This window comes from Colwellia sp. KS18-150 (assembly GCF_057551365.1).
The window spans coordinates 1-22,765 of sequence record NZ_BAAJMC010000011.1 but is presented as its reverse complement, the minus strand read 5'-3'; the positions used below and the strand labels follow the sequence as shown (position 1 = coordinate 22,765).

At 37.3% G+C, this 22,765-nt stretch carries 19 protein-coding genes; 17 read left to right on the top strand and 2 right to left on the bottom strand.

From position 1 onward, the window contains the following. Position 1: 1 nt before the first annotated feature. The 8 genes from AC27IF_RS13390 to AC27IF_RS13355 all read left to right on the top strand — a co-directional run bounded on the left by AC27IF_RS13390 (position 2) and on the right by AC27IF_RS13355 (position 8,659). On the top strand, positions 2-1,465 hold the full coding sequence (locus tag AC27IF_RS13390) for a GumC family protein (protein WP_487054846.1): 1,464 nt from the start codon (positions 2-4) through the stop codon (positions 1,463-1,465). Next, on the top strand, positions 1,462-2,556 hold the full coding sequence (locus AC27IF_RS13385; protein WP_487054845.1) for a glycosyltransferase: 1,095 nt from the start codon (positions 1,462-1,464) through the stop codon (positions 2,554-2,556). Before AC27IF_RS13390 ends, AC27IF_RS13385 begins: the two co-directional genes overlap by 4 nt. Next, entirely contained in the window at positions 2,550-3,734 is a 1,185-nt protein-coding gene (locus tag AC27IF_RS13380; RefSeq protein WP_487054844.1) for a glycosyltransferase family 2 protein, read from the top strand. The genes AC27IF_RS13385 and AC27IF_RS13380 overlap by 7 nt, the downstream gene beginning before the upstream one ends. 8 nt (positions 3,735-3,742) lie before the next feature. Next, positions 3,743-4,384, top strand: a complete 642-nt coding sequence (locus tag AC27IF_RS13375) for a sugar transferase (RefSeq protein ID WP_487054843.1) — start codon at positions 3,743-3,745, stop codon at positions 4,382-4,384. 281 nt (positions 4,385-4,665) lie between these two features. Continuing rightward, positions 4,666-5,016: an STAS domain-containing protein gene (locus AC27IF_RS13370; protein WP_487054842.1), complete on the top strand. Its 351-nt coding sequence runs from the start codon at positions 4,666-4,668 to the stop codon at positions 5,014-5,016. Then, a complete protein-coding gene (locus AC27IF_RS13365) occupies positions 5,016-5,849 on the top strand; it encodes an OmpA family protein (protein WP_487054841.1) in 834 nt (277 codons plus the stop codon). The genes AC27IF_RS13370 and AC27IF_RS13365 overlap by 1 nt, the downstream gene beginning before the upstream one ends. A 10-nt stretch (positions 5,850-5,859) precedes the next feature. After that, positions 5,860-7,962: an SLBB domain-containing protein gene (locus AC27IF_RS13360; RefSeq protein WP_487054840.1), complete on the top strand. Its 2,103-nt coding sequence runs from the start codon at positions 5,860-5,862 to the stop codon at positions 7,960-7,962. Between the two features lies 1 nt (position 7,963). Continuing rightward, positions 7,964-8,659: a CpsD/CapB family tyrosine-protein kinase gene (locus AC27IF_RS13355; protein WP_487054839.1), complete on the top strand. Its 696-nt coding sequence runs from the start codon at positions 7,964-7,966 to the stop codon at positions 8,657-8,659. Here the strand turns inward: AC27IF_RS13355 and AC27IF_RS13350 are convergent. Continuing rightward, positions 8,639-9,610: a hypothetical protein gene (locus AC27IF_RS13350; RefSeq protein ID WP_487054838.1), complete on the bottom strand. Its 972-nt coding sequence runs from the start codon at positions 9,608-9,610 to the stop codon at positions 8,639-8,641. The two genes, AC27IF_RS13355 and AC27IF_RS13350, sit on opposite strands and share 21 nt — an antisense overlap. A 258-nt stretch (positions 9,611-9,868) precedes the next feature. Here AC27IF_RS13350 and AC27IF_RS13345 point away from each other — a divergent pair, with 258 nt between their 5' ends. The 8 genes from AC27IF_RS13345 (at position 9,869) to AC27IF_RS13310 (ending at position 19,792) form a co-directional block, all read left to right on the top strand. Next, positions 9,869-10,906, top strand: coding sequence for a glycosyltransferase family 4 protein (locus tag AC27IF_RS13345; protein WP_487054837.1), 1,038 nt, complete (start codon positions 9,869-9,871; stop codon positions 10,904-10,906). Further along, complete coding sequence (locus AC27IF_RS13340) at positions 10,896-12,206, top strand: lipopolysaccharide biosynthesis protein (RefSeq protein WP_487054836.1); 1,311 nt, start codon at positions 10,896-10,898, stop codon at positions 12,204-12,206. The genes AC27IF_RS13345 and AC27IF_RS13340 overlap by 11 nt, the downstream gene beginning before the upstream one ends. Before the next feature lie 8 nt (positions 12,207-12,214). Beyond that, positions 12,215-13,567, top strand: a complete 1,353-nt coding sequence (locus tag AC27IF_RS13335; RefSeq protein ID WP_487054835.1) for an O-antigen ligase family protein — start codon at positions 12,215-12,217, stop codon at positions 13,565-13,567. A gap of 20 nt (positions 13,568-13,587) precedes the next feature. Continuing rightward, entirely contained in the window at positions 13,588-14,850 is a 1,263-nt protein-coding gene (locus AC27IF_RS13330) for a glycosyltransferase family 4 protein (protein ID WP_487054834.1), read from the top strand. Continuing rightward, positions 14,840-15,937: a glycosyltransferase family 4 protein gene (locus AC27IF_RS13325; protein ID WP_487054833.1), complete on the top strand. Its 1,098-nt coding sequence runs from the start codon at positions 14,840-14,842 to the stop codon at positions 15,935-15,937. Before AC27IF_RS13330 ends, AC27IF_RS13325 begins: the two co-directional genes overlap by 11 nt. A gap of 132 nt (positions 15,938-16,069) precedes the next feature. Then, positions 16,070-17,866 (top strand): glutamine--fructose-6-phosphate transaminase (isomerizing), encoded by a 1,797-nt coding sequence (gene glmS / locus AC27IF_RS13320; RefSeq protein ID WP_487054832.1) that lies wholly within the window; start codon positions 16,070-16,072, stop codon positions 17,864-17,866. Continuing rightward, positions 17,863-18,579: an acyltransferase gene (locus AC27IF_RS13315; RefSeq protein ID WP_487054831.1), complete on the top strand. Its 717-nt coding sequence runs from the start codon at positions 17,863-17,865 to the stop codon at positions 18,577-18,579. The genes glmS and AC27IF_RS13315 overlap by 4 nt, the downstream gene beginning before the upstream one ends. A 4-nt stretch (positions 18,580-18,583) precedes the next feature. Beyond that, on the top strand, positions 18,584-19,792 hold the full coding sequence (locus AC27IF_RS13310; protein WP_487054830.1) for a glycosyltransferase: 1,209 nt from the start codon (positions 18,584-18,586) through the stop codon (positions 19,790-19,792). Between the two features lie 19 nt (positions 19,793-19,811). Here AC27IF_RS13310 and AC27IF_RS13305 read toward each other — a convergent pair whose 3' ends face one another. Then, entirely contained in the window at positions 19,812-21,224 is a 1,413-nt protein-coding gene (locus AC27IF_RS13305) for a sigma-54-dependent transcriptional regulator (protein WP_487054829.1), read from the bottom strand. Between the two features lie 185 nt (positions 21,225-21,409). Between AC27IF_RS13305 and AC27IF_RS13300 the strand changes: the two genes are divergently transcribed. Next, positions 21,410-22,708 carry an HD domain-containing phosphohydrolase gene (locus AC27IF_RS13300; RefSeq protein ID WP_487054828.1) on the top strand — a complete coding sequence of 433 codons (1,299 nt, stop codon included), beginning with the start codon at positions 21,410-21,412 and terminating at the stop codon, positions 22,706-22,708. Positions 22,709-22,765 lie beyond the last annotated feature (57 nt).

Here is a 22,765-nt window from a genome sequence, read left to right as displayed (position 1 = left end):
GATGAAAACCTCTGTGATTATCAATATTCATCTTATATTAGCGGCGATGTGGCGTCGTAGATATTTGATCAGCTTTCCCATTATTGTATTACCTATAATTGCGTTGGTTATTTGCCTAATTACTCCGAGAAACTGGCAAACGCATACCACAATCTTGGTACAAGAAAGTGCCAAAATGAACCCTTTTCTTGAAGACCTTTCTGTATCAACCGATTTAGAAAACCGAATGACAACTTTAGATACCTTAATTCATAGTCGTCATATGCTTATTAAGGTTGGCGAAGATCTTAACTTAATCAATGAGGATTCAACGAGTAGCCAAAAAGATGAATTAGTGAAAGAGCTATCTAACGCTTTAAAAGTAAAATTAGTAGGTAAAGACCTTGTCAAACTTGTCTACAAAGCAGACTCACCTGACATTATCGTTGATACCTTACTAAAAGTTAGACAACGCTTTTTAGAAAAACTATTAGCGCCAGAACTTTCATCGCTTGATGCTTCAGAATCATTTTTAACCGAGCAATTAACGCTTAAACAAATTGAATTACAAGAAGCAGAGATACGATTAGCCAATTTCAAACAAGCTAATGTTGAGCATTTGCCAAAACTTTATAATGCTAACACTATGCGCTTTAGCCAATTGAATGTTTTACTAGAACAACGAAAAATAGAATTATCAGGTGCCATAGCCGCTAAAAAAACCATACGTACACGACTTGCACAAGTCGATCCTGTGATGAGTGAAATTGAACAAAATATTGTCGAAACTAAAAGCGAACTTGCCATTTTACGTTCTCGCTATACCGATCAGCATAGCAAGGTACAAATATCCCTTAGAAAACTCGTCCAACTTGAAGATGAGCGTAATATTCAAAGTAAAACTTCCTACAAAATCAATGAAACAGATTTGAACCGTTTATGGGAAATAGCCAATAAAATGCAAGATGGTCAAATTGATAATAATCAAAATTTACTATTAGTTTCACAGCTAAAAGAACTGCAATTAGCGGATGGCCATGTAGAGCAAATCAAGGAAGAAATTAATTCTATTAATAAGCAAGCAACCCTCTTAAAAACCTCACTGTCTGGCACCAGTGAAATGGAAAGACAACTACTATCATTAGAGCGTGATCTTAAGGTAAAACGCGAACTGTATAGTGACTTATTATATCGCTTTGAAAAAGCAAAAATCACCGGCGCTTTAGGTAAGTTTGAACAACCAGAGCGAATTAAAATAATTGATGAGCCCTACAAACCCAGTGCGCCCACCAATTTTCCAATGTCTATTTTTTTACTATCCGGCATTATCGGTGGCATTTTCTTAGGGGCAGGCTTAGCCTTATTTGCGGAAATAGCCGACACTTCGATTCGTGCCAAACACCAATTAGAATCAATAACTTCCGTGCCTGTTTTGACAAGGTTACCTAAATTTACCCAAAATTCACATTCAGGAGAATTATCATGAGACCTGTCATCGTTCACGTTGTTCAACATTTAAAACCAGGCGGTATTGAAAGCTTTGCTCTAGAATTTCAACGTGCAGCCCATCCTTATTTTGATGTCCACATTATTGCTTTAGAAAAGCATAAAATCACCAGCTACTGGAATAATATAGGTGGCTTCGACTCATTTATTCATCAATTAAATAAAAAACCTGGCTGGCAAGCCAATATATTTATGCAATTAAAAACATTTTTTGAAAAAGTGAATCCACTTTATGTACATACTCATCACATAGGACCACTTATTTATGGTGGCATTGCAGCTAGACTTGCTAATGTTGAGCATCTTATTCACACAGAGCATGATGCTTGGCACTTAGCTGGCTTCAAACCTAGGCTATTACAAAATGTGATCATGAAAATCGTTAAACCTATTTTTGTCGCTGATGCTAACTTTGTCGCTGAGCAAGTCCATAAGTTAATACCGTCATTACATCCTATTGTCATTACCAATGGCATAGATACTAAAAAGTTTAAACCTAGCACCTTAGATAAGAAGACCTTACTCAAACAGGTTGGTCTGCCAACAGCGTTTAAATATATAGGATGTGCGGCGCGATTAGAGTCAGTTAAATCTCACGATGTTTTGCTAAAGGCTGTCGCTAAATTACCAAATGATATCGGTTTACTTTTAGCGGGTACTGGCAGCTTAAAGGCAGAGCTGGAAACATTAGCGAAAAAACTGAACATACAAGAAAGAGTATTTTTCTTGGGTCACATAGATGATATGACATCTTTTTATCCACTTATTGATGTATTTTGTTTATCTTCAAGTAACGAAGGTCTCCCGTTATCACCATTAGAAGCACAAGCCTGTGGTATACCTGCGGTATTAACTGATGTTGGTGCCTGCAAAGAAGCCATTTGCAGTAAAACAGGCAGTGTTGTAAAGCCAAATGATCCTCAATTACTTGCTGAGGCAATACAACAGGCATTAACACCGAAAACCGCTATCTCACCACGACTGTTTGTCGAACGTAAACGTTCTATCGACAAAATGATCAACCAATATGTTTCGTTAACTCAATCAGAATTAAGGTGGAAATTATGTTAACCATGATAATGATATATATCTTCGCTACTGCCCTATTCTTGGTGATTTACCACCACGTGCTGTATCCATTATTACTAAAAATTGCTTCAAAAGGAATAAAACTTGAAGGGCCAAAAATCATTAAACGTCGATATCATTTTAGCGCTGCGGATAAAAAATTAAGTGAATTTTCTATCATCATTCCAGCATTTAATGAGGCTAAATACATCGCAGAAAAAATAAGAAATTTAAGCTTTGTTGATTACCCAAGCGATAAATATGAGTTAATCATTTTATGTGATGGTTGTCATGATGATACTTATACCATTGCCACTAAAACACTAGCCGAGATTGGATGTCAGGACATTCACTGTCAGATAATTAATTTCGAGCAAAATCGCGGCAAGGTTGCTGTACTTAAGGACGGTGTTGCCCGAGCCAAGTTTGATAACATTGTACTGAGTGATGTCTCAGCATTGCTCCCCGTAAACTGCTTACTTATGTTACACAGCCACTTTAAAAACTCGAATGTCGGTGCCGTTTCTGGTGGTTATAAATTTGCGCATAAAGGAAGCGCAGGTGAACAAAGTTATTGGCAGTATCAATCTATGGTAAAAACTAGAGAAAGCTCCGTAGCCAGTGTGTTAGGTGCTCATGGTGCATTCTATGCACTTCGTAAATCATGCTTTGAAGAAATTCCAGCTGACACTATCAATGATGATTTCCTTATCCCGATGAACGTCATTAAACAAGGATTCCGTGTGGTATATGAGCCAAGAGTAGTTGCCATAGAGCTGGAGCAAGTAGATATGGAGCAAGATATGTCTAGACGCTTAAGAATAGCAGCTGGAAACTTTCAACAATTGACCTATTTACTCCCCTTGTTATCACCTAAATATGGTTGGAACGCCATCAATTTTGCTTCAGGAAAAGCGTTAAGAGCTATTACTCCTTTTATATTGGTTTTGATATTTATCAGTAATATGTATTTGGCAGCCAGCCATTATCTCTTCTTATCGTTATTTTGTGGCCAAGTGTTGCTATATAGTAGCGTGTTAATTAGTAATATCTTTAACCTTGCTCCTAAAATCAATATTTTAAAATTAGTTTGTTACCTAATTAATGGCTATTGGGTCGCCTTAATCGGCTCACTAAAATACATATTAGGTTTACAAGAGAAAGTTTGGACTAAAATCTAGGAGATAATATGTATCAAAATAACTTTATTCACCCAAGAATTTATTCTGTAAAAAGAGCAATTGATCTCGTCGTTTCAATAAGCTGCTTACTACTAACCTTACCTTTGCTTATCGTCATCGCAATAATGATCAAGGCTACGTCTTCTGGACCCATTTTTTATTGTCAGTCTAGAGTTGGCAAAAAGGTAGAAGGTAAAGCCAAGCAATTTGATATGATCAAATTTCGTTCTATGGTTAATAATGCAGAATGTAATAGTGGCGCTGTCTGGGCACAAAAAAATGATAATCGCTTAACGGCTGTTGGTAAATTCCTTAGAAAAACACGACTTGATGAAATTCCGCAGTTTATTAATGTAATTAAAGGGGACATGTCATTAATTGGTCCTAGACCTGAACGTCCTGAAATAGTTCTCGAACTAGAAAAGGCTATACCACTTTATTCTGAGCGCACCTATGGCATAACACCGGGAATCACGGGGTTAGCGCAAGTTTATCAAGGTTACGATACCTGTATCGATGACGTGAAAACCAAAATAGGTTATGACTTTTCATACTCGCTGTCACTTACCAATATTACCACTTGGCTAAAAATGGATGGTAAAATCATTATCAAAACACTGCAGCTAATGGTTTTAGGTCGCGGGCAATAATGATGATGCCTATAAACAGATTCACTTTACGATTATAAGCCATGGCTTCATGTCATGGCTGCCACTAACTAATGCCGCAACACGGCTGAAGAAAAATAATGGATTTATTACCTTACAATTATCCATTCGCAATTATCCATTCGCAATTTGCTTTTCAATTTGCATAACATGCTAATCCCCGCCGAACAAAACAACATAACACACTGATTATAATTGCTTTTGTAATATGGCTTGAAGATTGCTGTATAACAAGTGTGTTTATTTAAATTGTGAGGCTAGTTATGTTAAATGCAACTTATCAACTTAATAACGATCTGATTATTCAATTGAGCGACAACTTTGATGCTGAAACAGTGATAAGCATGAAAGATGAGTTAGAAACCTTTAGTCATGCTAATAGGGATATTATTTTCGACTTGAGCTTAGTTCGATTCATTGACTCTTCAGGAATAGGCGCCATAGTTTTTTTATACAAAAGGTTAGTTATTAAAGGCTATAGTGTTTCTGTTGCTGGGTTAACCCAACAACCACTTGAACTGTTTCAAATGTTGTTTTTAGATAAAACAATTAACTGTTACTCAAGTTTTTGTGCCTATAAAGAATCTTTACTGACTATAAAAGTGGCAAGCTAATGACTATCGCCACGCCATTTTATTATATCTGCTTGAGCCTGTTTTTATCGGCATGTAGCGCGACTACATCAACAAAAACAGAGTCGACTTCTCCTTCACAACATAGTGAGAAACGAAATGATAGTAGTATCGCTGAGATGTCGATTACGACACATATTGAACATGCACAACTACAATTGTTATCTTTGGAAGAATACAACACCAAGCGCTGTATTATAGGCCAACTTTCAATTGCACAAAGGCTACTAGATAAAGCCCTTGCAGAGCATAACGCTATGATGGAAAAAGATGCTTTTATTTCTTTATTAGCGTTCGATAGACAAGTACAGAAAATAGATTGTATCAATCAATATATCGAAGGAAGCTTAGGCTGTAATCAAACGACAAAAAAAACATTGCTTAAAGAGTGGTATCGAGAAGGAGAATATAACCAATGCCATACTCCAAAGGTAGCTAGCACCTTAAATGAAAAACATATTTTGATCACTGAAACCTTGCATGATTTTGATCAAGCCGAAGTAAAAAGTATTCATTATCCATCACTTAACTCAGTTTTAGCATTAATGAAAAGCTTCCCTGAGTCGAGCTTGCACATTCAAAGCCATACCGATAGCAAAGGTAGTGCTAGTTATAACGATGAGTTAAGTAAAAAACGTGCTCAGCAAGTGGCTAATTTTTTTATCGATAACGGTATTAAAACCTCAAAAATAGTTATCGGTCATCAAGGTGAAAAAAATATCCGCGTAGTAGAAAGCGATGAAGTGTCACGAGTATTTAATCGCTTTACCACCCTTACTTTGTTTTTAAATACTCATAGTAAAAAGTCGATATAGGAGGTTGACCATGTTTAAAATCATCACGGCGTTCATAGTCTTTTTTAGCATTACGACAGTACAAGCAGATGAAGTATTAATTCGTCCTGGTGATGTATTGAAAATAGAAATTCCCGGTGAGGCTGATTTTGAAAGTACTTTCCAAGTAAAACGAGATGGTACCGTTAATCTTCCTGAGGTGGGTAAGGTCGCTATTGTTGGGATTACTTTATCGCAAACCAAAGAAAAACTCGCTCAAATACTTGGCCAAGAGTATCGTGCCATAAATCAACTTAGCGTTTATTTACTTGAAAGACGCGTTCCTATTCAAGTACTCGGCTTTGTAAAACAACCAGGCATGATTGATTTACCTGAAGACGGGAACATACAAATGGCATTACAAAAGGCGGGTGGTGCGAGTGCGGGTGCACAACTCGATAGATTGCAACTTAATCGCGCCGGCGAAATCACCACCTTTGATTATAAAAAATACCTAGATACTGGAGATTTTACTATTTTGCCTAAAATAGCCCCACTAGATGTTATTTTTGTACCCGCATCGCCACTTATTGGTAATGTAAAAATGGATTTTGATGCTGCAACGTTATCGGCTAGTGGCGATGGCTCAGAAGCAGAAACAGCTGTAAAAGTTTTTGGTGAAGTATTAAAACCAGGCGTTTTCTCTTATAAAAAAGGTAATACCGTTGTTGATATGTTAATGAGAGCGGGCGGTGTCACTCGCTATGCTGGTGTTGAGCATATTAGAGTCATTAACGAGGGAACTCCGCAATTATTTGACCTAAAAGCCTACCTAGATACTGGAGATGTTTCACGCATGCCGGCTATTACCCAAGGCTCAACCTTATTCATTCCCATTCAAGAAGAAGAAATCAAAAGTGGCCTTCGTACCGTGTATGTTATGGGAGAAGTATTCAAGCCCGGCGCCTATGAAGCGCCAGCGGGTACCGAGTTTTTTGATATTCTTGCCAATGCAGGCGGGCCAACACGTTTTGCCGAATCAAGACAAATAAGGATCATTCGCAGCACAGGCACAGTGGATAACTTTGATTTACAAGAATATACCGAAGGTTTAACTCAAAAAACCATCCCAAAAGTTTCCCCGGGTGACGCCATCTTTGTGCCAGAAAAAACCGATATGAATGAAAAGTCTTGGCTTAAAATAACCCCAGACAGAGCGATAAGAGTCATTGGCGCAGTAAAAAAACCCGGCCGTTATGAATGGGGAGATGAAATGACTTTTCTAGATATTTTAGCCCATGCCGGTGGTCCCACTCAAGATGCTGACATGTCACAAGTACGCGTTTTAAAAACAGGTGAAACGAAACGTATGCCGCCATTCGATTTAGATCAGTTCATCAGTGAAGGAGGTGACTTTTCCTTACTGCCACAAGTTGGCGCTGGTGATACCATTATTATCAGTGAACGCCCTCGAGATGTAATTGATAATAAAGCACGCTGGTTACGTCAATCCCAAGAATCATCTATATATATTTTTGGACAAGTGGGCCAGCCTGGACGCTATGCTTTTGATAACAAATTACATTTTTTAGATATTTTATCTGCCGCTGATGGCCCGAATCAGCACGCCGATATACATAACATTACTGTAACCCACCGTAATCAATATCAAAGTAAAGTTTCAACATTAGATTTAGGCCTATATTTCGAAACGGGTGATGAAACCTTACTACCCATAGTAAAAGCCGGTGATAGCATTTATATTCCTGAGCGCAACAAACCGTGGATAGATCAAAAGAAAGAAAAAACCATCCGGATCATTGGCGCAGTAGATAAACCTGGGCGCTATCAGTTCAGCGATGATATGACGGTGTTAGATCTTTTGGCGGAATCTGGTGGTCCAACACAAACGGCTTACCTTGAAAAAATTATCGTGGTTAATATTTCACAAAGCCAATCGAGCGAGAACATCAGCACAGTATTCGATTTAGAAAAATTTATGGAGCACCCTGATTTCACAACATTACCTTTAGTACGCGCCGGCGATACAATTTTTGTTCCCGATGAATCACAAAGTAATTGGAATATATTTATGGCTAATGTTAAAGACATGGTCAGCATAGTGTCACTCGTCGCCATTGTTGGAGGATTATAATATGCAAGAATTACCTATTCATTATGCCGAAGTGGAAGCTATCTATAATCAAACTATTGGCTCAGGATATAAATCACTAGCCATTACTTCAGCAAAAGCTGGCGAAGGGAAAACCACCATTGCTCAAGCCTTAGTTGAACGAGCACAAATAGTGGGAAAAAATGTGCTCTTGGTGGATATGAACACCTTTAACCCTGATTTATCTGAAAAGCTACGTAGCTCAATAAACTACTCAACGAAAGAAAACGATATTGTTCCGCTTGAGGATAAAGGCTATAGCTTTCTTTCTGCGCCGAAGAATATTGCCAATATTCTGCAATACCGAGAAAGTGAAATATTGCATAAAGCGTTAAGTCGATGGTTAATAAATTTTGACTGTATTATTTTTGATACTTCTCCATTGGCCTCATTAAACCAAAACAATATCCCCGCAGAAATCATCAGTGAAGTTTGTGAAGGAACCATTATGGTGATTGAAGCAGGTCAAACACCTAGTAACCTAATACAAGAGAGTATCGAAAAATTAAAACTTAAACGTGTAAATTTAATCGGTTCGGTATTAAATGATAAAACCAACCCTTCATTGCTGACAGAATTAATCAGGGAAACTTATCGGCTCAATAAATTACTACCAAACTTGATGACAAAACTAAGACAAAGACTCCAAAAAATCACCCTACTCAATGTCTCTGTTTAAGCTTAAATTAATTTGTGTTGCTATTGGATAATGATCTGACCAATCAAACCCTGTGACCCTAGCTCGCTGGCAAATATCGTGCTCGGATGATATCCAAAGCTGATCAATAGCAACACCAATAAAAGCAGGCAAAAACTCTATTTTCGGCCAAGAATTTACCGGCACAATGCTCATATTGTGTGTTAACGACTCAAGCCTTGCTGAGTGCGCTGATATATTCAAATCGCCAATAACCATGGCATTAACTTTACTATTTTTTTCAAATTCATGTGCTAATTGATATAAGGTTTTATTACGTATCTTCCACAACAACTCACTCCGCGGAGAAGGTGGGTGCAATGCATATAACTGAATATCAAGATTAGGCGTTTGCCATAAGCTGGAGATTAAAAACGTACTTTGCCCATGCTTATAATGTTTAGTGTTTTTAAAAGCATACAAGCTAAACAATAGCTGATCACTGTGAGCATATGGCTTCATACTGTTAGTGTTAATAAAGTAAGGAAAGTACGGACTTAACTCATCGACAAGCATATTCTTTGTACTTAAACTTACCCCTTGTAATGATATTAATTGATAGGGTTGGCTTTTTAAATACAGTACCAAGGAAGCTAAATCATGTGGCTTTTCATTATATTTCAAGTTGAACTGAAATATAGGCATTGTTGCTGTGCAGCTTTTGTTAGTTGTGTTTAAGTGGCTCGTGTTATCTAAGCTCGTGTTGTCTAAATAAAAGGCTAAGGCTGAATTCATTAAAAGTACTACACAAGCCACAGATAAAATCATTACCCGACTAAAACAAATGATCATCAGCAGCGCTAGCACTGGAATGACATAGGGGGTTGAGAAAATATTTTCTAACCACCAAGGTGAATGAAAAGATTTCAATAACAACCAAATCATGCAGGGTAAGATCAGCAATAACAAAGTTAACAGCACGACACTTTTCATAAAGCTCACTTAATCTATGTTAATCAACTTCTTTTAGTGTAGAACATAATGCAAACCTGCAAAGCTCAGCTTAACAATTCCATTCAATAAACGTTATCACTAGCAATTGGCTTTGCAAAAATAGATACCTTTTTGCAGTTTGCAATAAAATAAAATAACACCACTGAAAATCGTCCTGAAAGCCAATAAAAACGGAATATAAAAGCTGGCTTGCTTTATGCAAAATCTAGAGACATGACCCCAAATTCTGGATATATCATGACTAATAAAATGTTAAAAATTGCCTTAGTGCTCGATAGTAGCAGTTACGGTGGCATTGAAACACATGTGGCGAACCTTGCTAAAGGACTTGTTAGCTCAGGTCATCATGTCCATATCGTTTTATTGAACAATTATGGTGTTCACCCAGTATTTGAAACAGACGCTTTTTTACGCACTATGTTGATCAAGCTTGATGGTGGCATTACTTCATTTCACCAATTTATAAAAAGCTCGACCATTGATCTAGTTCACACACATGGCTACAAGGCCGGTATCATAGGGCGTATAAGCTGTAAGTTATTAAATAAAACCGTGGTATCTACTTTTCATTCCGGTGAAAAAGGGGATTACAAACTACGTTTCTACCAATGGCTAGATCAATTAACCGCCTCGGCATCCCCTTGCATTTGTGTTTCCAAACAAATTAAAGATTCTGCAAATTTAACTGCACAAGTCATTGAGAACTTTATTGAGATGCCTGCAAACTCATTAAAGAATTCACCCGCAACACAAATAGCTTTTGTTGGCCGATTAAGCATAGAAAAAGGGCCTGATATTTTTTTACGATTAGCAAAGCAGTTACCTCACTTACCTTTTTCCATGTATGGAGATGGTCCAATGTATGGTGAATTAAAAGATATCGCCACAAATAACTTATCCCTTGAAGGCCATATAAACGATATGAATAGCTATTGGCCTAAGATTAGGTTTCTCTGCATCACTAGCCGTGAAGAGGGTTTACCTTTAGTTGCTATTGAAGCGCTAGCCAGAGGAATCCCTGTGATCAGCTTTGATATTGGTGGCCTTTCATCTGTTGTCATCAATCAAGCCAATGGCTGGCTGGTACCGCCATTAAATGAAGCCTTATTTTTAAATGCCATCAAACAAGCACATTCGCTAACCTCGATACAACATAAATCAATGGCGTTATTTGCTCATCAACATATTTTAAAACACTTTTCTTGCGATGCTGTTGTACCAAAAATTTTCAGTGTTTATCAAAATGCGTTAGTAGGAGAGTCTCATGTTAGCTAGTCGATATAAAAACCTACTCAATCAATCAGCATTCTATGGCCTGAGTATTTTCCTAATGAAAGGAATTTCGCTAATTATGCTGCCTATTTATACTCATTATCTTAACCCAGAAGACTATGGTCGATTAGAAGTATTAGTGGTCTTTTCTAACATTGCCTCTATCGCCTTAGGGTTTGGTTTAGTTGAAGCTTTATATCGATTTGTAGGCTTAGCTGATAACGAAGAAGATAAAAAGAACAATGCCGCTGAGTGTTTATTAGTGGCTGCATTTATTGCGGCTATCTCATATGCAATTTTTCACTTTTACTCTGCAGATATCGCAAAATTATTGCCCGGTACCATCACAGAAAATGAACTTTATTTGCTCGGTGTGGCCTTAGCCGTTGGCGGTTTAATCAACATTCCTCTCGCTTGGTTGCGCATCACAGAAAGAGCACAACTATTCTTTACGATTTCCATGCTAAAAGTATTTATCCAAGTGGCTTTAACTTTATATTGGTTGATTAACGGCTGGGGCATAACTAGTGTTTTAGCGGCTGGTGCTATATCGGCAGTGATTGTCGCTATTATTTTATGTCTGATACAACTTAAAGAGACCCAGTTAAAGTTTTCATTCAAACATATCAAAAGCATCGTTGTTTACGCCGGCCCTATTTTTATTGGCGGCATTGCAACCTTTACGTTATCAGGTATGGATAGATGGTTGTTGGCGGATTATTTTGGCGCAGAAGAAATAGCCGCTTATGCAATTGCCATTAAGTTTGCCTTAGTACCTACCTTGTTAATCCAGCCCTTTACTTTGTGGTGGTTTCCGAAGCGTTTTTCAGTGCTGAAAGAGCACAATGGCAAAGCTATTAATGCCCATTTTGCCATATTGGGAGCCATTATCTCAGTGTTGATTTGTGGCTCACTGGGTTTAGTAGGACCCATTTTAATCCAGCACTTAACACCACAAGAATATCACGCAGCGATGAGTATTTTACCTTGGTTACTACTTTGCACCTTATTAAAGATGTTAGCCGACTTACTGAACCTTGGCTGTTTTGTTGAAAAAAACTCACAGGTACAAATGAGAATAAATTTAATTGCTTGTGGTTTTGGTGGCTTGCTGCTGTTTATTTTAGTGCCTAGTTTTATGATCGCCGGAGCTTTAGGCGCCTTAATACTAGCCAACACTTTACGTACAGCGCTTTTTTATTATTACAGCCAACAAAAAGTGTATTTACCCTATAAGTTTGGTTACCTTTGTTCAGCCATCAGTGCGGCGTTTGTCGCTACTTATGTTGGCCAAGTTAGTTAGGCAACAAGATGACTTATTCACCATCAAGCATCATTAGCTTAGCATTGGTCATGTTAGTATCAGCCGCTGCTATGTATGTTTTTCCTCACCCGATAATATTAATCATCGTCGGTTTGATCCCTTTTGCAATTTGGGGTGTAGTCCGTTTTTCATTTTACGTGGTATTGGCTTTTGTTATTTTTTCTTTTTTCCGTATTCATGAGGTTTTTCCTTTTCTTGAGCCGTTTAAATTACCTTTATTATTGGCATTAGCCGCTATATTTGTCATTTTTCTACGTGCGAGTATTACTCAAGATTTAAATCCTTATTGGTGCCCTCAATTTACCTACCTACTACTGTTTTTTTTGCTGGTTACTTGTGCGATCCCGCTTGCCAGTAATATTGGTGTAGCCAAAGGAACTTGGACCGGCGTCTATAGCAAAGTTATCTTAATGACCTTTGTCATCGCTTGGATGATGCGACAAGAAAGTCATTTTATTACCGCTTGTAGAGTGTATTTATTTGCTGGTGCTTGCGTTGGTATCACAGCGATATATAACAAAGTAAACAGTATTGGTCTCGTTGAAGGCACCAGAGTTACCATAGGTAGAGATATCGGTTCCTTGCTAGGCGACCCTAATGATCTAGCCCTAGTGCTGCTTTACCCTATGGCATTTGCTATCGCGACTTTTCTAGAAAGCTCACTATCCAAGTTCGAACGCTTATTTAGCTTTAGTGCTTTTTGTATCTTGTTTTACGCTTTACTCGCCACTCAAAGTCGTGGTGGCTTATTGGGTTTTCTCGCTGTGGCAAGTATTTTTGCTTATAACCGAGTGCGCTCTAAAGTACTTCTTATTGGTGTGGGTTCAATCGCATTAATGATCTTGTTCGTGGTAGCCGGCATTAGTGAAAGATCTTCTGGTGGTGCTGCTGAAGAAGGTATTGATGAATCTGCAATGGGAAGGTTATATGCATGGGAAGCAGCTTGGAATATGGCATTAGACAACCCCATTTTTGGTGTTGGTATCAATAACTTTTTTCATAATTATTTCTTTTATAGTACTCACTGGGATGGTTTAAATCATGCCGTACATTCTACTTGGTTTGGCGTATTAGCTGAATCTGGCTTTCTTGGTCTAGCCCTTTTTGTTTCATTAATCGTCAGTACGTTATTAATGTCTTTTAAAATGCAAAAAACCTTATCAGACCATGAGTATTCACCTGGTATCCGTGTGGCAATCAATGCTGCGCCAGCGGGTATTGTTGGCTTTATTGTTTCTGGAACTTTCTTAACTCAAGGTTTCATTTGGCCTATTTATTTACAAATTGCATTGGTTATAGCGTTAAACCGCTACATACATTCAATGAAAGTACATAACTAACTTTCTTAGTGGAGATTATTATGCCCACAATTCAAGAGCAGCATACTAAAAAAGCCATTCTCTTTGTACATTATGGAGATAACTGGTTAAGAGGTAGCGAAATTGTATTACTTGAGCTGTTAAAATCTGCACAAGAAAATCACTATATTCCTATTTTATGGTGTAACAGCGAGATACTCGCGCAAGCAGCCAAAGACTTAGGTATTAAAGTGATAATGAATAACTTTGTTTGCCTTGGCTATTGGACAACGCCAAAATGGGATATCAAAACTTTTATTCAACAAGTATCCGCCGCAAGAAAAATTATAACTAATGAGAACATTGCTTTGGTGCATTGTAATAATGGCGCGCCATGTCAATGGATGGCAATAACCTGCAAGTTAATGAAAATCCCCCTTGTACTACATTTACACGCCCGCTATATGTTAAGAGATAGGTTAACATTGTTATTTCATTGTGCTGATCATCTTATTGGCGTCAGTCGCTCTGTCGTGTCTTTATTTCACGAAAATGAATTTAAATCACAACAAGTATCTGTAACTTATAACGGCATAAACCCACAAAGAATATCAACTAAACAGCCTAGAGATATTCGAGCCGAGCTTGCAGCAAAAAAAGATGAGTTTGTTATTTTATATATGGGTTCATTAATCGCTAGAAAATGTGTTTCGCAACTACTTTATACGGTACGCAAACTGAGTAACCAGCACAGCATTAAACTTGCCATTGTAGGCAGTGGTAACGAGCAAGATAATCTTGAAAAATTAATCTACAGGTTACGTCTTACGGACAGGGTGAAAATTTTTCCTGCAACCGATGAGGTTGCCAAAGTTTACGCCAGCAATGCCGACTGTTTTATTTCAGTGCCAACTGAAGAGGTATTCGGACTCACTTTAGCCGAGGCTAGCCTTGCTAAATTACCCATAATAACCACCAACATTAGTGGTATTAATGAAATTTATAGCCATCAAAAAAATGCTTTGCTTGTAACAGCAAACAACACCAATGAACTTGCCAGTGCCATTGAATTACTAATAAACAACCCGAAATTAAGAAATGAATTAGCAGAGAACGCGAGTGCGCACATAAGTAGTACTTTCTCTATGGCTCGTCAATTCGACTCAATAAATCAGGTCTACTGCGCCTTGCTAACTAAAAAGCTTGATACAGGCTTAGGAGAAAGCTTCATACGACAATTAACCTTGTTATGTAAATCTCTAGTTAATAAAAGCTATAAGCGTTTAATCACACCTTTTTCAAGGAGGGTAAATCATGATAGCTAACCGTATTCTTATCTATGATCCTGTACCTATTAAAGGTGGTTCTAAAAAAGTCCTTCAAGCAATACTAACTGAGTTACCAAGTAGTCATGAAATTTGGGTGCTTACCAATGACAAATCGTCATGGTTAGGCGAAAACGTTCAGTTGGTATCTTTGTGTGCGCCACGTATTTTATTAAGTAAAAATTCAGGTGTATTATTTTTTGTTAAACACCTTATCTTTCTTGCTTGTTTATTCTTTCACTTATGTCGGTTAAAAAGATTCAACAAAATAATCGGCATATCAGGCCCTTGCGTCGACTTTGCCCTTTACTTACTCTCAGAAATCATCACCTTAGAAATTATTCAGCTTATTCAAGGCAATATTGCTAATTCAAAAATTTCTGCCTTTGGTTTACAGCGAGCTAAGCAGGTATTTTATTTACCCTCCACATATCAATCAATACAACAAACTTTGACCAGTCAAAATATTGATAGTAATGCGATGCAAGCAAGGCTCAAACCTTTTATTAATGGCGTTAATGGTAAACAAATCAAAGCTTCGACTGTGCACAATAAAGCCGTCTTTTTATGGGCGGCTTCATTGTTAAAGTGGAAGCGTGTTGAACTTTATACCGAGGCAATCAAACAGCTTAATGCCCTTCCTGAATATCAAAATCAATATTCTGCCAATCTTTGCTATATAGAAACAGAATCATCTTTTTCAATCGACATTAATCAATACAAAAGCATTACTAATATTAACTATTACTCAGATCCTGTGAATTTAAATGACATAAGAGCAAGCTCTTCGGTATTTATTTCAACCTCAGAGCAAGAGCCTTTTGGCTTGTCTATATTAGAAGCGATGACAGCCGGCCTTGCTATTGTAATCCCTGCAGATGGCGCCTATTGGGATCAACACCTGAAAGATGGTATCAACTGCATAAAGTATGAGGCCGGAAATAGCCAGAGTTTATTACAAGCGCTAACACAACTAATTAAGCAGCCTAAGCTACTAACCCGTATCTCACAACAAGCAAAATGCTCTGCTCAACAATATAGCCTTCAGCATTGTTACGCAGACATTCTCAATAGTATTCTTAAATAGCAAATTTCACTTTGCAAAATGCAAAATAACAACCGTTAAAAAACAGTAAGCACTTGATTAATATTGCATTTAAATATTGGTCTGAATACTGCTATGTACTAAGTAACATAACTGAATAATGAGGTAGTTATTATGTGCGGAATTATCGGAGCAGTAACAGAATCAGCCATAGTGCCAGTCATGGCTGGCTTAAGTCGACTTGAATATCGCGGTTATGATTCTTCAGGAATTTCAGTATTAACCAATAATGAAATTCATACACAAAAAGTACAAGGTAAACTCAGTAATCTACAACATGTGCTTTCACAACAACCACTTGATGGCGATTGTGCAATAGGGCATACACGCTGGGCAACGCACGGAAAAGCAAATGCAACAAACGCCCACCCTCACCAATGCGGTAAAGTCTCTGTAGTACACAATGGTATTATTGAGAATTATCTACCATTAAAGCAGCAAGCACTGACTTGGGGGCATAGCTTTAAAAGTGCTACCGATAGCGAAGTGATCCCTCATTTAATTAATCATTATTTGTCTCTACAAATGTCTCAAGAAGAAGCCATTGCTGAGACAGTTCGTCAGTTAGAAGGAAGTTATGCACTAGGCATTCTCATTAGTGGCGAGCAAAACAATTTATATGCAATAAAGCAAGGTAGCCCCTTAGTTATCTCTGAAGGTGATAACGGTGCTTATATTGCCTCAGATGCACTAGCATTAGGTGAAGATAGTAAGAAAATTTATTACCCAAAAGATAATGAATTACTAAAACTTAATAGTGATGAGATACAACTGTGCAACGGCAGCTTAAATAAGAAAATTCACTATATTGATAACAGTAACTGCTCTCAAGTTACCTCTAAAGGGGAGTATTCATCTTTTATGGAAAAAGAGATTGTCGAACAAGAGCAATTACTCAATGACTTCACTTATCAGCCGCAAGTATCAAAGTTAACTGACATTCACTTCTACGCTTTAAACAAAATCACCATCATCGCTTGTGGCACCTCATTTTATGCTGCATCCGTGGCTAAATACTGGTTTGAAAAGTATGCCAATATTGCTGTTGAAATTGATATTGCCTCTGAATACCGTTACCGCTCTCCTATCATTAACGAAAATGAATTAAGTATTTTTGTTTCTCAGTCAGGCGAAACGGCAGATACTTTAGCGGCGCTAAGATATGCTAAAAAGAAAAATGCCCAAACCATCGCCTTAGTGAATGTGCCCAATAGTACCATCGCCCGGGAAGCAGAATTATTCTTTGAAATTTTTGCAGGACCTGAAATTGGTGTCGCTTCAACTAAAGCATTCAGCTGTCAATTAGCAATGTTTTATCAATTATGTATAGAAGCGGCTCAACAAAGAGCATCTATATCAAAAATTGAAATCAAAAAACTAAAGTCGTACTTTCAATTGGTTCCTTATCTAACTCAGAAAGTATTACATAATAAACAGAGTATGAAGCAACTTGCAAACAAGCTTGCTAGCTACTCAAACGCGCTATTTATCGGCCGTGGAATACTTACACCAATCGCTCAAGAAGGAGCACTAAAGCTAAAAGAAATTAGCTATATTCATGCCGAAGCATATGCCGCAGGCGAACTAAAACATGGCCCCATTGCTCTATTAGATGAGAACATGCCTGTCATAGTGTTGGCTCCTAAAGACGGCTTAACAGATAAGTTACTGTCGAACATTCAAGAAATTCAAGCTCGAAATGCACCTATATTTATCATTGGTGATGCCAGTATTAAAGAGCAAATTCATCTTCAAGAGGATGAGTTTTTTGAATTGCCATCAATACCTGAATCCATTTTACCTTTTATCAGTGTATTGCCCATGCAATTACTGGCTTTACATTGCGCTCAAGCATTAGGAAAAGATGTTGATCAACCTAGAAACTTAGCTAAATCGGTGACAGTAGAATGAATACTTTAAATATACACTATTTCAAACAATGGGCTAAAAATAGCGACAGTGCTCTAGCTAAATTTATTAAAGCACTATGGTTCAAAATTAAAGCCGTTGAAATGCCCAATATTCCTATAATTTTTAAGTTGTTATACATGGTGCACTTAGTATTAAAACAGAGTGTTTCTGATGTGCTACGTATTGTGTATTACACACCTATCTTTAAATCTAGGTTAGTGAATCAACCTAAACAATTATACCTATACGGTGGCTTGCCTGTCGTTATTGGCAGTTTAGATATAACCATGGGAGATAAAGTTAGATTAGCTGCTATGACCACCATTAGTGGCCGAGCAGTAGGCTCTGAAATCCCTCAATTGATTATAGGTGATAATGTTGGTATTGGATGGCGCACATCCATTTCCGTTGGCCGAAAAGTCACTATTGGTAACAATGTTAGAATAGCTGGGGATTGTTATGTAGCAGGCTATCCCGGTCACCCTATCGATGCGAAATTAAGGGCAATGGGTAAACCAGACGATGAGTCACAAATTGGCGATATTATTCTAGCTGATGATGTTTGGTTAGCAACAGGGGTAAAAGTCATGCCTGGCGTTAGTATTGGTCAAGGCACCATAGTGGCAGCAGGCAGTGTTGTAACTAAAGACTTACCCAGTTATGTACTTGCTGCAGGCTCTCCTGCACGCGTCATTAAATCGATTGAGGAGTAATGTTATGTCGATAACAACCGATACAACTAACAGACCTTTAGTGGTGTTTGGTGAGGATTGGGGAGCTCACCCAAGCTCTACTCAACATATTATCAAAGAGCTTAATCAAACTCGTCCAATTATTTGGTGCAACTCAATAGGTCTTAGAAAACCTAAATTTACTGTTCAAGATATCGGACGATTATTGACTAAAGCGTCTGCCTTTTTATTCAAAAAAAAGCAGCCGCAACAGATACCTCAAAAGAGCAAAAATTTCTTAGTCATTAACCCTTTAGTTATGCCTTGTGCTGATAGTTGGCTGTCACTAACAATTAGTAGATTAATATTAAAGTGTCAGCTTAAATCGGCTTATAAAAAGCTCGACATTCGAAACCCTATTGTATGGACGTCTTTACCTACTTCGGTAGATTATTTAGATTTATTTAATGACGCTCCTTGTGTTTATTATTGTGGCGATGACTTTAGTGGTCTTGCTGGTGTAGATCATGAGTTTGTCTCAAAGAAAGAGCTGCGCTTGATTGCAAGAGCTAACTATATATTTACAGCCAGTGAAAAGCTGAAGGAAAAATTTCCCCAAGAAAAGGCGATTAATATTCCACATGGCGTAAACTTTCCATTATTTAGTAAAAGCGTTAAGAAGCCCCCAGAAGATTTACCCACAGATAAACCTATAGCAGGCTTTTACGGCAGTATATCTACTTGGTTAGATCAATCATTATTAGTAGAGACGATTAAATCATTACCTCAATGGAACTTTGTTTTCATCGGAAATATTGACTGTGATATAGAAAACCTAACGCCTTTTCGAAATGTTCATTTCATTGGGGCGAAAAGTCATGATGAACTTCCTAGCTATATACAGCACTGGAATGTCGCCATGTTACCTTTCATAGATAATAAACAAATCCAAATGTGTAATCCGCTAAAACTACGAGAGTATTTAGCCAGTGGTACGCCTATTGTTACCACAAACTTTAACGCGTTAAATGGCTATCGAAAATATTTACAAATTGCCAATCAAAGTCATTCATTTCATCATGCTATTTTATTTGCCAACGCAGAAATTACTTCTGCTGTAAATTTTGAAGAAATAAATACTATCCAAGATCTCATTCAACTAACTCAAATTAAAAATCAAAGAAAAGCATCTGTCTACTATGAGTCCTGGCAGCAAAGAGCAAGTGATGTGCAACAATACTTATGTAGATGTTAACAAGCATGTTAATTAATCTTTACCAACTCTGTTTTTTTCGATAAATGGTAGAGGGACTTACCTCTAATAATGCGGCGGCTTGCGGTACATTGCCATGACAAAAATTAATTGCACTTTCAATGGCATTTTTTTCTACTAACCATAATGGAATAACCTCATGTTGCCCGTCCAAAATGGGAACGACTTTATCTTCAATAACCGTTTGCTGCTCTGGTCTTTTAGACAAACCAACACTAGTAGATAGGGCCTTGATAATCATTTCGCTCGTTAAAACAGGTCCAGTATTTAAAACAACCATTCCATGAATAACATTTTCTAATTGCCTAATATTTCCAGGCCAATCGTATTGGCAAATAATTTGGATACAACCTTTAGAAAATTTACTAAATGATTTTCCTTCATTCTTGTTATATTTATTAAGAAAATATCTAGCGATAAGCATTAAATCCCCACCTCTATCTCTTAGCGGTGGTAAAGCAAAAGTAATAACATTTAAGCGATAAAATAAATCTTCTCTAAAGTCGCCATCGATCACAGCTTGCCGAATCGAATTTGAAGATGCAGAGATTAATTGTGCTTCAAATTTTTCAACTTTATTAGTCCCAAGTGGTGTGAATTCACGTTCTTGCACTACACGTAATAACTTTGCTTGTAGGTCTTTAGGTAAGGTTGTTATCTCATCTAAAAATAACATGCCTTTCTTGGCCGCTGAAAAGACCCCTTCTTGTGAAGATATGGCACCAGTAAATGCACCTTTAATATGCCCAAATAATTGAGATTCCATTAAATGCTCGCTAAAGTTTGCACAATTAACAGCGACAAATGGCTGATCTTTTTGGTAACTTTCTTTATGACATGCTTTAGCTACTAGCTCCTTACCTGTTCCTGTTTCACCAGTAATAAAAATTGGAGCATTCGTTGTGGCAGCATGTCGAATACTAGCGAAGATTTCTTTCATGGCGTCATCTGCAGCGATAATACCGTGAAAATTAATAGGCTCATTAATCAACGAACTATCTGAATCTTCTGTACTTTTAATAGGACGTTTATCTAAGACTTTATTAATAATAAATTTAAGCTCTTTATTATCCCATGGCTTACTAATAAAGCGCTCAACAGTACCTGAATTAAATGCAGCAGAGATCTTATCAAAATCTTGATGGGCAGACAGCAAAATACGCTCTGTATTGGGCCACATGTTTTTAATTTCTTCGAGGAAATGACACCCTTCTAACTCAGGCATTTTTTGATCTGATATAACAATTTCAGGGCGATTGTTTTTACAAAACTCTAGCGCAGTTAATGGGGAATCAAATGATTGTATCGTGGCATTTATTGGTCGCAAAACCCGAACTAATGCATTAAGTAATTCGATTTCATCATCCACCAATATAATTAATGGTAACCCTGTCGCTACATTATTATCAAACATTGTCCTATACCCTTTTCCTTAATCCCTAACTATAAGGCTAGTTCAATATTCTCATTTTGAAAAATATTATTTGCAAATTAGGAATAATTTTAGCAAATGAATAATTTTTATAAGAAAAACGTTTCCGTTTCAACAATAAGTATTATATTACTAGAAGGGGTTATTATTTTTCTAGGGATTAAAATATGAGTAAGCCGGCTCTTCTAGTTATCGACGATGAACAAGAAGTATTAAATGCTTTAAACCGCGCATTGCGTAAAGAGTTTGAGCTCTACTTGTTTTCAGATCCTATGCTAGCACTTGATTTTTATCGTGATAAACCAATTCCACTGGTTCTTTCTGACATGAGAATGCCGGTTATGGATGGTGCGACACTTCTTGGCCATATTGCTGATATTAACCCAAATTCAAAACGCTTCTTACTAACAGGTCATGCAGACATTAACCTTACGGTCGCTGCAGTTAATGAAGGAAAAATAAGTCATTACTTTGCTAAACCTTGGGATAATTTTGAATTAATCACAGAATTAAAAGATGCATTCAGTGTTTATATGTCTGAAATAAATTCTAAAAAGTTGCTGCGTATCAATAAAGAGAAAAATGCCAAGCTAGCATTGTTAAACAGCTCTATGGAGTTGAAAATTACAAAAAGTAATGAGAAATTAGCTTTAGCTTCTTCCAAAGAACTTAAAAATTTTGCCAGACTTAAAAAGGTTTTTAATACTTTTGTTGGCATTTATGCCAACAGCATTGCTTTACATAACCAAGAACACACTAAGCATAATTATAGAGTTGCTGCACACGCTAGATATATAGCTGAACAACAAGGCTGCGATAAATTGCTCTGCTTCCAAATATATATTGCAGGGTTACTTTACGAAACCGGTAAATTTTTTATACCTCAATCGGCATTATCACAACCTTATGATTCATTAACTCATCAAGAGCAATCACAATTTGATAGTTTTTATAAAATGGGGACTAATCTCCTTAGTGAGGTAGATGAACTGTCGTTTGTTGTAGAAATCATCAAACACATCCCCACAAGATACAACAGCTCAGGACTATCTGAAGAAGCAGATGGTCATGTTGTACCACTTGGTGCCCGTATTTTAGCTATTGTAATTACCTTTGATAATTTAATAATAGGTAGACATACGCCCTATCCAATATCCGTGGTTCAAGCAACAGAAAAATTACAGAGCCTTTCCGGTAGCCGCCTAGATCCGGATTTAGTAAAACAGTTTCTTGATTTTACAGTTGAGAAACCTAACTCAGTAAGTGATGGAATATTAGAATTTGGCATAGATATCTCTGAACTTAGTGAAGGGGATATAATTTCTCAAGACATAGTTAATGGTTCGGGACTTACACTTATCACAAAAAACACCGAGCTTTCCCAATCGAATATCGATAAATTAGTTGAAATAAGTTCTGATCATAATGAACAATTTACTATTTTTGTTCAAGGCTCAGATTCATGACATATTTGTGTAGTGTTGCTCTTTAAATCATTGGCCGATGTTTTACTCAAACCCAAA